Raw genomic sequence first — 11,747 nt, forward strand, 5'->3', positions numbered from 1 at the left:
ACCTGCCACCCAGGTGCGCTCGTCAATTGAGTGTGCGTCGAGGGCTTTCAGTGTGCGTCGAGGGCGCGATAAGGGCCCTGATTCCGCCTTGAACGCACACGCAAAGCCGTCACCGCACAGTCGACGGCCCGCGTGGGCCCCGCTAGGTGGCCTGCAACGTCAGCGGCGGGCCGGGGTCCGGCGAGAGCGGCACGTTCTCGCGCTGCATGAGCCAGCCGGCGATGTTGTGGAACAGCGGGGCCGCCGAGTGGCCCGGCGTACCGTCCGCGTTGCGATCGGGGTTGTCCATCATGATGCCGACGACGTAGCGCGGGTTGTCGACGGTGGCCATGCCGGCGAAGGTGATCCAGTAGACGTTGTCGAAGTAACAGCCGCACGCCGGGTTGATCTGCTGCGCGGTGCCCGTCTTGCCGGCCATCTGGTAGCCCGTCACCGCGGCGGCCGGACCGGTGCCCTGCTGGTAGCCCATCGGGTCGCGTTGCACCACGGCGCGCAGCATGTTGCGCACGGTCTGGGCCGTCTGCGCCGACACCACCCGCACGCCTTCGGGACGCGGTTCTTCGGTCCGGGTGCCGTCGGGCGCGATGGTGGCCTTGACGATCCGCGGCGGTATCCGCACCCCGTCGTTGGCGATGGTCTGGTACATGCCGGCCATCTGCAGGAGCGTCATCGAAAGGCCTTGCCCGATTGGCAGGTTGGAGAAGGTGCTGCCCGACCATTGGTCGATCGGCGGCACCAGCCCGGCGCTCTCACCGGGCAGGCCCACGTTGGTGCGCTGCCCGAGCCCGAATTTGCGCACCATGTCGTAGAAGCGCTCCGGGCCGACGCGCTGGGCGAGCATCAAAGTGCCGACGTTGGAGGACTTTCCGAACACGCCGGTGGTGGTGTAGGGCATGACGCCGTGGTCCCACGCGTCGTGGATGGACACCCCGCCCATCTGGATCGACCCGGGCACCTGCAGCACCTCGTCGGGGTTGGACAGACCGTATTCGATCACCGAGGACGCGGTGATGACCTTGTTCACCGAGCCCGGCTCGAACGGAGAGGACACCGCCAGGTTGCCCAGCTGTTTGTCGCCCTGACGCCCGATGTCCTGGGACGGGTCAAAGGTGTTGTCGTTGGCCATGGCCAGCACTTCGCCGGTCTTCGAGTCGAGCACCACGGCCGAAACATTGTGCGCGCCCGACAGATTCTTGGCCTGCTGGACCTGCTGCTGCACATAGAACTGGATGTCGTCGTCGAGGGTCAGCTGGACCGTCGAACCGTTGACCGCCCGGTGCCGGTTGCGGTAGCTGCCGGGGATGACCACGCCGTCGGAGCCGCGATCGTAGGTGACCGAGCCGTCGGTACCGGACAGCACCGAGTCCAGGGACTCCTCCAGCCCCAGCAGCCCATGACCGTCCCAGTCGATGCCGCCGACGACGTTGGCCGCCAACGACCCGCCGGGGTACTGCCGCAGATCCTGTCGCTCCGAACCGACTTCGGGGTACTTGTCGGAGATCGCGCCGGCGACGGCGGGGTCGACGGCGCGCGCCAGATAGACGAAGGTCTCGTCGCTTTGCAGCTTCTTCAACACGGTCGCGGAGTCCGGCTTGTTGCCCAGCCGGGTGGCGACCTCCTTGGCGATGTCCCGCAGCCGCTGCTGGGTATCGGGCGCGGCCGAGTTCTTGGCCTTGGCCTCGTCGAGTTGCTTGCGAATCCGCTTGGGCTGGAATGTCAGCGCGCGCGACTCGATGGTGAACGCCAGCTGATCCTTGTTGCGGTCGACGATGCTGCCGCGCACCGCCTTTTCGACGTCGGTCACCTTGAGCTGGCCCGCGGCCTGCGCGCGCAGCGTGGGCGCGTTAGTCACCTGCAGGACGAACAACTGGGCGGCGGCCACCACGATCAAGGCCCCGATGGCCGCATTGCCGGCCCGATGCCGGAAGACGAACGACGCGCCGCGGGTGCCCGCCTGCATGAGCTGCCGGGTGCGCCGCTGCCGTGCCGAGTGCCCGGTCGCCACCGCGTCCGGCCGGTCGGCGGGCCGCCCTTTCTTGGCGTCCTTGGCGTCCTTGGCCTCCTTGGCTTTCCGGAATCGCTTCGGTTCCCGGACGTCCTTGGCTTGCTGTTGTTTCGCGCGCCGCTTCGGCTGGCGAACCCCTTTGGCTTCCTGCGCTCTACGGGGACCGCGCGTCGGCTGCGACCGGTGGGAGCGCATGGAGTCGCCGCGGCTCACCGGACCGCACCCGGCGTCGCGGCGGGGCCCGGCGCCACCGGCAGCGGCGCGAGCACCGGGGCGGCGGGCACGGCGGGGGCAACAGGCTGGGGAGCCGCCGGGTCCCGCTGCACCGGAACCGGCACCTCGGCGGGCAGCGTTGCGGGCACCTGTCCGGGCGGCGGAACGGGCAAGCCGCCCAACGGGATCGGCACCTCGGCGGGCGCCGGAGCGAGCGCGGGCGCCGCAGGCGCGGGCAGCCCCGGCACCGGCACACGCGGCGCCGGCGCCGCACCCGGAGCGGGGCCGGTGACCGGCGCCCCCGGTACACCCGGCATGCCCGGAGGCTGAGGTCCGGTCCGTCCCAGGTGTTGGCCGCCGAGCGTCGACGCTCCGTCCGGTGCCCGCAGCAGCGCCTCGGGCCCGGACCTGGCCGGCGCGGGCGCCACCGGGTCGGGTTGCACCCGGATTGGGACCTCCGCGATAGGCGCCGGCGGCGCCGGGGGCACCGGCGGACCCGGTTCGGGGAGCTTACTGTTCAACGGCGGCGGCGGCACACCGTCAGCCGGCTTGGGCGTCCCGACCACCACCCAGTTCCCGGACGGATCCTGAACCAGGTGCGCGGTGTCCCGCGTCGGGATCATGCCCTGCTTGCGGGCCGCCTCCGCCAGCGCCGGAGCGGATTCCGCCTCGCGCACATCGCGTTCCAGCGCCTCCTTCTGCTGCTGCAGCAGCCGGGTCTTCTCGCGGGCGTGGCTCAACTTGTAGGAGCGCTCGGCGGAATCGGTGGACAACCACAGCGTGAGGCCCAGGCCGAGGCCGAGCGCGCCGATGACCAGCACGACGAACGGAACCTTGCTCGCCAGCGTGCGGGGGCGCAGGTCGATCGACGCCAGCCGGGCCGCCAGCCGTTCGCTCAGGCGAGGACGAACAACCTTGGGGGCTTTGGCTTTCCGCGCCTTGGCCCGCGCCTTGGCCTGACTCGTGCTCTTGGGCCGTGCCGGCCGTTCGGTCGGCCGGGCGACGGGGCTGGTTTGCGGTCCGGACTTGGGCGCGCGGCTCTCGCGGGTGGGCGCCGCGCTCCGCCCGGGCCGGGCGCGCCGCGCCGCGCCGGCGTCAGCCACCGGGCGCCGGCTCCGCCGGACGGAACCGTCGCGTCCTCCGCGGCGATTCGGCGTCTCCCGCTTTGCTTTCATGCGCCGCCCTTTCCGGTTGCCTGCCTAACCCGTTGCACAGCTCGCAGTCGCACGGCGGCGCTGCGCGGATTGCGTTCGATCTCGGCGGCGTCCGCACGTTCGGCGCCATGCGTCAGCGACCGGAATCGCGGCTCGTGGCCGGGAAGCTCGACCGGCAGATCCACCGGTGTGTGGGAAGCGACCGCGTCGGCGAACAACCGTTTGACGATCCGGTCTTCCAGCGATTGATAGGCCAGCACCACCATGCGTCCGCCGACCGCGAGCGCGTCGAGCCCGGCCGGGATCGCGCTGCGCAACGAGTTCAGTTCGTCGTTGACCGCGATCCGCAGGGCCTGGAAGGTGCGCTTGGCCGGATGCCCCCCGGCGCGCCGGGCCGGGGCCGGAATCGCTTGGTAGAGCAGGGCTACCAGCTCCGCGGTCGAGGTGAAGGGGGCGCGGGCGCGCCGCCGCACGATCTGCGCGGCGATGCGGCGCGCGAACCGCTCCTCGCCGTAGCGGTGCAGGATGTCCGCCAGCGCAGCTTCGTCGTAGGTGTTGACGATGTCGGCCGCGGTCAGCGGTGACTCCGGATCCATCCGCATGTCCAGCGGCGCGTCCTGGGCGTAGGAGAAGCCGCGCTCGGTGCGGTCGAGCTGCATGGACGACACCCCGAGGTCGAACAGCATCCCATCGACCGATCCGACTGTGCCGTAACCGGATTCGGCCAGCGCCGCGGCGAGGCCGTCGTAGCGGGTGTGCACCAGCGTGACCCGGTCGGCGAATCGCGCCAGCCGGGCCCGGGCGATTTCCAGCGCGCTGGGATCGCGGTCGAGTCCGATCAGCCGGAGCCCCGGCAGCTCGGCGAGGAACCGTTCGGCGTGCCCGCCCGCCCCGAGGGTGGCGTCGAGCAGGATTGCACCCGAACCGTCGGCGTGGTGCCGGGTCAGGGCGGGGGTGAGCAGTTCGACGCAGCGGTCCAGCAGGACGGGCACATGCCCGAAGTCGCCTGAATCGTCAGCCACCGCAACACCTCCCCGGTTCGGGCGGCAAGCCCGTGACCCCTCGGCGGCCCGGAGGGCCGACACCCTTGCATCGAGGTCCCTGTCCGAAGGCACGAACCTGGCGTTGGGGAAGTACGCCAGGGTCGGTTCGGGCAGAGGCCACGTTGCACGGGCATGCGCCTCAGATGATGTCGCCGAGTGCTTCATCGCTGGCCGCGGAGAAGTTCTCTTCGTGGGTCTGCTGGTAGTCCTGCCAGGCCTGCGCATCCCAGATTTCGAGGTAGTCGACCGCTCCGATCACCACGCAGTCCTTGGAGAGGTTCGCGTAGCGCCGGTGGTCGGCCGACAACGTGATGCGCCCCTGCGCGTCGGGATGCTGCTCGTCCGTGCCGGCGGCGAGGTTGCGCAGGAAGGCGCGGGCGTCAGGGTTGCTCCGTGAGGCCTTGCTCGCACGGCGTGCGAGCTGCTCGAATTCCCCCCGCGGGTAGACGGCGAGGCTGTGGTCCTGGCTCTTGGTGACCATCAACCCCCCTGCCAGCGCGTCACGGAATTTGGCCGGCAACGTCAGCCGCCCCTTGTCGTCGAGTTTGGGCGTGTAGGTGCCGAGAAACACCAGCTCACCTCCCTCTCGGGATCACCCAAACACTGCAGCCACCATACCCCACAATCCCCCACTTTGCCCCATTGCGAGAGTGTCGCGGCGGAGTTTTTCGGGTTATCCGCCACCTATAGCCGGGCACGCCGGGAAATGATGGTTTGGCGGGTCAGGCCGACCACGGCTACGGGAGAGGGAAAAGCGCAGTTCAGCGCCATATACAGGGTCTGGTGGGGCCGAGTGGGGCTCCAAGTGGGGCGCTGTGGGGACCGGCGCCTGCGGCGAAGCACCGTTAGGGCTCGATTTCGCGTCAAAACGGCATCGACCGGCCCGGCCATCGCCAGCCGAGCCGGGTGCGTCTGTGACGATGGCGCCGCCGGTGCGGGCATGAAAAAGGGGGGCAGCCGATGGCTACCCCCAATTAGTCCTCGAAGCGGTTAGTCGTCGAAGCGGCGGCGGAACCGGTCTTCCATGCGACTGGTGAACGAGCCTCCGCCCTTGTTGCGGCGCTGGCGCAACGACCCGGGCGCCGATCCGGGGCGGTCGGGCCGTCCGGACAACCGCGGACCGGTGATAGCAAACACCACGCCGCCGAACATCACGATGAATCCGAAGACGCTAAGAATCGGGAAGTTTCCGATCATGGTGGCCTTGAACGCCACTCCGGAAACCAGCATCGCGAGGCCGATGACGAACAGCGCCGCGCCCTGCAGGCGGCGGCGCGCGGTGGGTGCACGCAACCCTCCGCCTCGAACGCTCGACGCGAACTTGGGGTCTTCGGCGTAGAGAGCGCTCTCGATCTGATCGAGCATCCGCTGCTCATGATCGGAGAGTGGCATTCGTCCCTCCTTGCCGACAGTTGGCGCGTAACTATCGATAGCACGCGGATGCCCGTTGTGGGGGCAACTAATTGAAATGATACGAGGTCAATCTGCGCCATACCACTGGTTCGGTGGCGATTGTATCCCGGCCGCGGCCCGGCACCCACCGGATCCGGAACGGCCGTGCGCTACAACCGGCTTCCCCGACCGTGGTGGTCCGCCGGGTCGTTGCCGCGACCGCCCGTCGAACAACGCCCCCAGAGTCCGATAATGGCGATGGCCACGCCGGCCGGGCGGGCGGCCGGCCGAAGCACCCGATCACCGGATGAGTCAGAGGATGAGGAGGACACCGCGAGTTGGCGATATTCCTCATCGATCTGCCGCCCACCGATATGGAGCGCCGTCTCGGCGACGCCCTGAAGGTGTATGTCGACGCGATGCGGTACCCGCGCGGCACCGAAAACCAGCGCGCCCCGATGTGGCTCGAGCACATCCACCGGCGCGGGTGGCAAGGGGTGGGCGTCGTGGACGTCGAGCTGGACGAAGGCGCGGACGGGCCGATGCCGTCGGCCGCCAAACTGAGCAACGCCCCGTTGCTCGGCGTCGCCTACGGCTACCCCGGGGCACCCGGGCAGTGGTGGCAGCAGCAGGTCGTCCTCGGCCTGCAACGCGGCGGCCTGCCGCCCCAGGACATCGCCGGCCTGATGAACAGTTACTTCGAGTTGACCGAGTTGCACATCCACCCCCGCGCGCAGGGGCGCGGCCTCGGCGAGGCGCTGGCCCGGCGGCTCCTGGCCGGTCGGGCCGAAGAGAATGTCCTGCTGTCCACACCGGAGACCGACGGCGAGCCGAACCGGGCCTGGCGGTTGTACCGCCGGCTGGGTTTCACCGACGTCATCCGCCGCTACCACTTCGCAGGCGACCCACGGGCATTCGCGATCCTGGGCCGCAAGCTGCCGCTGTGACCGCCGGCCCGGGCAGAGCCGTCCAAGCGGCGCGCCGGATCTGGCACGATGACCTGGTGCGCGCCAGCCCTCCCTCGCCCCGCACCCGCGGATTCACCGCTCGGCGGCGCCGGCTGGTGGCCATCGCGATGCTGCTCATGCTGGTGCCGCTGGCCACCGGGTGCCTGCGGGTCAGGGCCTCGCTGACCATCTCGCCCGATGACCTGGTGTCCGGCGAGATCGTCGCCGCCTCCAAACCCAAGACGCCCAAGGACACCGGCCCCCAGCTGGACAGCAACAACTTGCCGTTCAGCCAGAAGGTGGCGGTGTCCAACTACGACAGCGACGGCTACGTGGGGTCCCAGGCGGTGTTCTCGGACCTGACGTTCGCCGAGTTGCCGCAGCTGGCCAACATGAACTCCGACGCGCAGGGCGTGAATGTGTCGCTGCGCCGCAACGGCAACCTGGTGATCCTCGAGGGCCGCGCGGACCTGACCTCGCTGACCGATTCCGAAGCCGAGGTCGAGCTGACCGTCGCCTTCCCCGGCGTGGTGACCTCAACCAACGGCGACCGGGTCGAGTCCACGGTAGTGTCCTGGAAGCTCAAACCGGGCGTGGTGAGCACCATGACCGCCGAGGCCCGCTACACCGACCCGAACACGCGGTCCTTCACCGGGGCGGGCGTGTGGCTGGGCATCGCGTCCTTCGCGGCGGCCGGTGTGGTCGCGCTGCTGGCGTGGATGAACCGCGATCGTTCCCCGCGGTTCAGCGCACCCGGCGACCAGCCGCCGAGCTAGCCGCGCCGGGCGGGTGACCAGTACGCCAGCATCTCCGCGAACGTCTGGAAGGCCGGCGCCGACACCCCGTACGTCGCCTCGAGGTGGATGCTCAGCGGGAAGCCGAGCTCGGCCACCCCGTCGATCACGCGTTTGTACAGGTCGACCATCAGTCGGCGCTTCTCGGGCGGTTCGCTGCCGGCCAACCGCTTGACGAACTCCTGCTCCGCGGCCACCGCGGCGTTACCCGGGTCCTGAATCAGCCAGTTGATCAGGCCGACCCGGCTCTCCATCTTCGGGACGAAGCCGAACGACAGCAGGATCTCCGGCCGGTGATCGGTGTTGCCGGCGAATTCACGGAGGAAGCCCACGATCGCGTCGGAGTACAACAGCTGCGTCATGCCGTAGGTCGCGCCCTGCTCGCACTTGAATTTGAACCGCCCGTGTTCCCCTTCGCGGGTGGGAATCAGGATCACGCCGCGGTTGGGCACCAGCTCGCGATAGATCGACAGGGCGTCGGTCGGCGCGACGCCCGAGCCTTCCCCGTCGTTCATCGTGCGCGGGACGCCGACGAAGACCACGCCCTCCATCCCGGCGGCGCGCAGGTCGGTCAGCCGGCGGCGCAGCGTCGCCTCGTCGGAGAAGGCGGTGACCTGCGTGCACAGGCCGCGGATTCCCGCCAGCTCGGGCTTGACGATCGACCAGAAGTCCAGCACGTCCAGCTTGGGTTTCATCGCGATGGGGCGGTCGTCGTCCTCGGCGATGATCCCCGGGATCATCACGTGCCGGAGTTGGCCGGCCAGACCGGATTCCGCCGAGTACCGCACCACCTTTCGCGCGTCCTCGAGCGCCCGCTGCCGGCCGTCGTCGGCGTTCGGCGGCACCAGCTCGAGCGCAATGGTGTTGAGTGTCACGCGGCTTGTCTCCATCCGACGACGAGTGGCTTGGGGCGTCTCCCCGGCCGCACACAGCAGCGGGCGGCCCCGACACCCCCGCCAGCATATGCGTGGGGGTCGCGCCCGCTTGCGGCGGAACAGCGAGGCAGCCGGCGCACTCACTGTCACCCGCCGCGCCACGTCGGAAAGATCCAAGACGCCGCGCCGAATACACTGGTCGGGCCCGCCACACACCATTCACGTCGAGCAGAAAGGGGCGCCGCGCTGAGCTCAAAAGCACCCGCAGCAGTAGCGGCAACCGTCGAGTTGACCGGCGCGATAACCGATCGACTTCGGCGGTATCTGCACGACCGGCGCGCCGACACCGCCTACATCGGCGACGACTACGAGGCCCTGGTCGCCGCCCTGGAAGAGTTCGTGCTCAACGGGGGCAAACGGCTGCGGCCCGCCTTCGCCTACTGGGGTTGGCGCGCGGTAGCGGCCGGGGAACCCGATTCCGAAGCGCTGCTGCTGTTTTCCGCGCTGGAGCTGCTGCACGCCTGCGCGCTGGTGCATGACGACGTGATCGACGACTCCTCCACCCGCCGCGGGCGGCCGACCGCGCATGTCCAGTTCGCCGACCTGCACCGCAACAGGCAATGGCGCGGCTCGCCGGAGCGGTTCGGCATGTCGGCCGCCATCCTGCTCGGCGACCTTGCGCTGTCCTGGGCCGACGACATCGTGTTTCGCGCGGAGCTGTCGCCCGCGGCCGCGCGGCGCGTCCGGCGGGTGTGGGCCGAGATCCGCACCGAGGTGCTGGGTGGTCAATACCTGGACATCGTCGCCGAAGCCAGCGCCACCGAGTCGATCGCGTCGGCGATGAACGTCGACACCTACAAGACCGCCTGTTACACCGTGGCGCGACCGTTGCAGCTGGGGGCGGCGGCCGCCGCCGACCGACCCGACGTGCAGGACGTCTTCGGCCGATTCGGGACGGACCTCGGGGTGGCGTTCCAGCTCCGTGACGATGTGCTGGGCGTGTTCGGGGATCCGGCGGTGACCGGCAAGCCGTCGGGTGACGACTTGCGATCCGGCAAGCGCACCGTGCTGCTGGCCGAGGCGGTGGAGTTAGCGGATAGGTCAGATCCGTTGGCGGCCAACCTGTTACGCGATTCGATCGGGGCGCAGCTAACCGACGCGGAAGTGGACCGGGTGCGCGAGGTCATCGAGTCGGTGGGCGCCCTGGCCGCGGCGGAGCGGCGCATCGCCGAGCTGACCCAGCGGGCCCTCGCGGCGCTGGAGGCCGCCCCCATCAACGCGGCGGCAAAAGCGGGGCTCTCCGAGCTGGCCAGAATGGCCACCGACCGGTCCGCCTGAACCGATGACGACTCCGACGCACACCCCGCCGTCCGACTCGTCGGCAACCAAACCATTTGGCGGCGGGCAGCTTTCGCGGCTACGCGCGTTCGCCACCGCCGCGGAGTCCCGGCCGGCGAAGCTGGGCATGCTCGGCTCGGTGCTGATCGCTGTGGGCGGCCTGGGCGCGGGCAGCACCCGGCAACACGACCCGCTGCTGGAGTCGATCCACATGTCCTGGCTGCGTTTTGGTCACGGCCTGGTGTTGTCGTCGGTGGTGTTGTGGACGGGCGTGGGCCTCATGCTTATCGCGTGGGTGGCCCTGGGCCGACGCGTGCTGGCCGGCGGACTGACCGAGTACACGATGAAGGCCACCACCGGCTTCTGGCTGGCGCCGCTGCTGGTCTCGGTGCCCGTCTTCAGCCGGGACACCTATTCGTATCTGGCCCAGGGGGCCCTGCTGCGCGACGGCTTCGACCCTTACGCGGTGGGTCCGGTCGCCAACCCGAACATCCTGCTGGACAACGTAAGTCCCATTTGGACGATCACCACCGCGCCGTACGGTCCCGCGTTCATCCTGGTGGCCAAGTTCGTCACCATGATCGTCGGCAACAACGTGGTGGCCGGAACCATGCTGCTGCGGCTGTGCATGCTGCCCGGCCTGGCGCTCTTGATCTGGGCCACGCCCCGCCTGGCCCGCCACCTGGGCGCCGACCCTGCGACGGCCCTGTGGATCTGTGTTCTCAACCCGCTGGTGCTCATCCACCTGATGGGTGGGGTGCACAACGAGATGCTCATGGTGGGCTTGATGGCCGCCGGCATCGCGCTGAGTTTCGCCGGGCGCCACGTGTCGGGCACGATGCTGATCACGGTGGCAATCGCGGTCAAGGCCACCGCCGGAATCGCCCTGCCGTTCATGGTGTGGGTGTGGACGCGGCATTTGCGCGACCGCCGCGGATACCGGCCGGCCTGGGCGTTCGCCGCGGCCACAGCGATGTCGCTACTGGTCTTCGCCGTCGTGTTCGGCATCCTGTCGGCCGTGGCCGGGGTGGGCCTGGGATGGCTGACGGCACTGGCCGGGTCGGTGAAGATCATCAACTGGCTGACGGTGCCGACCGCGGCCGCCAACCTCATCCACGCCGTCTTCAGCGGGTTCTTCTTGGTGCACTTCTATCCCATGCTGCGCCTCACCCGCTTGGTCGGGATCGCGATCATCGCGGTGTCGCTACCGCTGTTGTGGTGGCGGTTCCGCCGCGACGACCGGGGCGCGCTGACCGGCATCGCGTTCTCGATGCTCGTGGTGGTGTTGTTCGTGCCCGCGGCGCTACCGTGGTACTACTCGTGGCCGCTGGCGGTGGTCGCGCCGCTGGAGCAGTCACGACGGGCGATCGCGATCATCGCCGGCCTGTCGACGTGGGTGATGGTGATCTTCAAACCCGATGGCTCGCACGGGATGTACTCGTGGCTGCATTTTTCGCTGGCCACCGCCTGCGCGCTGGTCGCCTGGTACAGCGTGCACCGCGCGCCCGACGCGCGGAACGCCGAACCGGAGCTCGCCGCTCAGTAGGCCATGGCCTGCGCCCGCCGCACGACTTCGCGGGCCTGGTGCGCGTGCAGGGCGTCGACGGGGCGGGCGTTGCTGATGGCATCCCGGCTGCCGTCGTGGGTGATCGTCAGCGACGGATCGGGGGTGAACAACCACCGCATGATCTCGGTGTCGTGGTAGCCGCCGTCGTGCAGGATCGTCAACAGTCCCGGCAGGCTCTTGACCACCTCACCGTGCTTGGTGAAGAACACCTGCGGCACCACCAGGCCGCCGTCCCGCTTCACCGCAACCAGGTGGCCTTCCCGGAGTTGCTGCTGCACCTTGCTGACCGAAACCCGGAGCAATTCGGCGACCCGCGGCAGGTCGTAGGTGGGCTCGTCGGGATCCAGAACATCGTCGCCGGCAGGAACACTGCTCACGGCGCAAGTGTAGGCCTTGTCACGCGGATTGAACCGATGTTC

11 protein-coding genes are annotated in these 11,747 nt (G+C 69.4%); 4 read left to right on the forward strand and 7 right to left on the reverse strand.

Going from position 1 to position 11,747, the window contains the following annotated elements; translation table 11 throughout:
- Positions 1 to 142 precede the first annotated feature (142 nt).
- From KXD96_RS18540 to KXD96_RS18560, 5 genes are all read right to left on the reverse strand, one after another.
- Complete coding sequence (locus KXD96_RS18540) at positions 143 to 2,218, reverse strand: penicillin-binding protein 2 (protein ID WP_260738586.1); 2,076 nt, start codon at positions 2,216 to 2,218, stop codon at positions 143 to 145.
- Positions 2,215 to 3,393 (reverse strand): hypothetical protein, encoded by a 1,179-nt coding sequence (locus KXD96_RS18545; protein ID WP_260738588.1) that lies wholly within the window; start codon positions 3,391 to 3,393, stop codon positions 2,215 to 2,217. Before KXD96_RS18545 ends, KXD96_RS18540 begins: the two co-directional genes overlap by 4 nt.
- Positions 3,390 to 4,580: a 16S rRNA (cytosine(1402)-N(4))-methyltransferase RsmH gene (gene rsmH / locus KXD96_RS18550; protein WP_260738590.1), complete on the reverse strand. Its 1,191-nt coding sequence runs from the start codon at positions 4,578 to 4,580 to the stop codon at positions 3,390 to 3,392. Before rsmH ends, KXD96_RS18545 begins: the two co-directional genes overlap by 4 nt.
- Complete coding sequence (gene mraZ / locus KXD96_RS18555; RefSeq protein WP_007170790.1) at positions 4,555 to 4,986, reverse strand: division/cell wall cluster transcriptional repressor MraZ; 432 nt, start codon at positions 4,984 to 4,986, stop codon at positions 4,555 to 4,557. The genes rsmH and mraZ overlap by 26 nt, the downstream gene beginning before the upstream one ends.
- Before the next feature lie 419 nt (positions 4,987 to 5,405).
- Positions 5,406 to 5,807, reverse strand: a complete 402-nt coding sequence (locus tag KXD96_RS18560; protein WP_260738604.1) for a DUF3040 domain-containing protein — start codon at positions 5,805 to 5,807, stop codon at positions 5,406 to 5,408.
- A 338-nt stretch (positions 5,808 to 6,145) separates the two neighbouring features.
- On the opposite strand from KXD96_RS18560, the gene KXD96_RS18565 reads away from it, so the two are divergent.
- A complete protein-coding gene (locus KXD96_RS18565) occupies positions 6,146 to 6,754 on the forward strand; it encodes an N-acetyltransferase (protein WP_260738607.1) in 609 nt (202 codons plus the stop codon).
- Between the two features lie 128 nt (positions 6,755 to 6,882).
- A complete protein-coding gene (locus KXD96_RS18570; protein WP_260745440.1) occupies positions 6,883 to 7,530 on the forward strand; it encodes an LppM family (lipo)protein in 648 nt (215 codons plus the stop codon).
- Here the strand turns inward: KXD96_RS18570 and KXD96_RS18575 are convergent.
- Positions 7,527 to 8,423, reverse strand: a complete 897-nt coding sequence (locus KXD96_RS18575; RefSeq protein WP_260738610.1) for a mycobacterial-type methylenetetrahydrofolate reductase — start codon at positions 8,421 to 8,423, stop codon at positions 7,527 to 7,529. The two genes, KXD96_RS18570 and KXD96_RS18575, sit on opposite strands and share 4 nt — an antisense overlap.
- A 288-nt stretch (positions 8,424 to 8,711) precedes the next feature.
- On the opposite strand from KXD96_RS18575, the gene idsA2 reads away from it, so the two are divergent.
- Complete coding sequence (idsA2, locus tag KXD96_RS18580) at positions 8,712 to 9,761, forward strand: bifunctional (2E,6E)-farnesyl/geranyl diphosphate synthase (RefSeq protein WP_260738611.1); 1,050 nt, start codon at positions 8,712 to 8,714, stop codon at positions 9,759 to 9,761.
- Between the two features lie 4 nt (positions 9,762 to 9,765).
- A complete protein-coding gene (locus KXD96_RS18585) occupies positions 9,766 to 11,307 on the forward strand; it encodes an alpha-(1->6)-mannopyranosyltransferase A (protein WP_260738613.1) in 1,542 nt (513 codons plus the stop codon).
- On the opposite strand, the gene KXD96_RS18590 is transcribed toward KXD96_RS18585, so the two are convergent.
- A complete protein-coding gene (locus KXD96_RS18590) occupies positions 11,301 to 11,705 on the reverse strand; it encodes an Rv2175c family DNA-binding protein (protein ID WP_260738615.1) in 405 nt (134 codons plus the stop codon). The two genes, KXD96_RS18585 and KXD96_RS18590, sit on opposite strands and share 7 nt — an antisense overlap.
- Positions 11,706 to 11,747: the final 42 nt, after the last annotated feature.

Origin of the sequence: Mycobacterium sp. SMC-2 (genome assembly GCF_025263485.1) — a bacterium.
In the GTDB taxonomy this organism is placed as follows: domain Bacteria; phylum Actinomycetota; class Actinomycetes; order Mycobacteriales; family Mycobacteriaceae; genus Mycobacterium.

Excerpts from the sequence above, each read along its gene's own strand:
- KXD96_RS18545 (WP_260738588.1), bottom strand. The coding sequence starts at position 3,393 with ATGAAAGCAAAGCGGGAGACGCCGAATCGCCGCGGAGGACGCGACGGT.
- rsmH (WP_260738590.1), bottom strand. The coding sequence starts at position 4,580 with ATGAAGCACTCGGCGACATCATCTGAGGCGCATGCCCGTGCAACGTGG.
- KXD96_RS18560 (WP_260738604.1), bottom strand. The coding sequence starts at position 5,807 with ATGCCACTCTCCGATCATGAGCAGCGGATGCTCGATCAGATCGAGAGC.
- KXD96_RS18570 (WP_260745440.1), top strand. The coding sequence starts at position 6,883 with ATGCTGCTCATGCTGGTGCCGCTGGCCACCGGGTGCCTGCGGGTCAGG.
- KXD96_RS18585 (WP_260738613.1), top strand. The coding sequence starts at position 9,766 with ATGACGACTCCGACGCACACCCCGCCGTCCGACTCGTCGGCAACCAAA.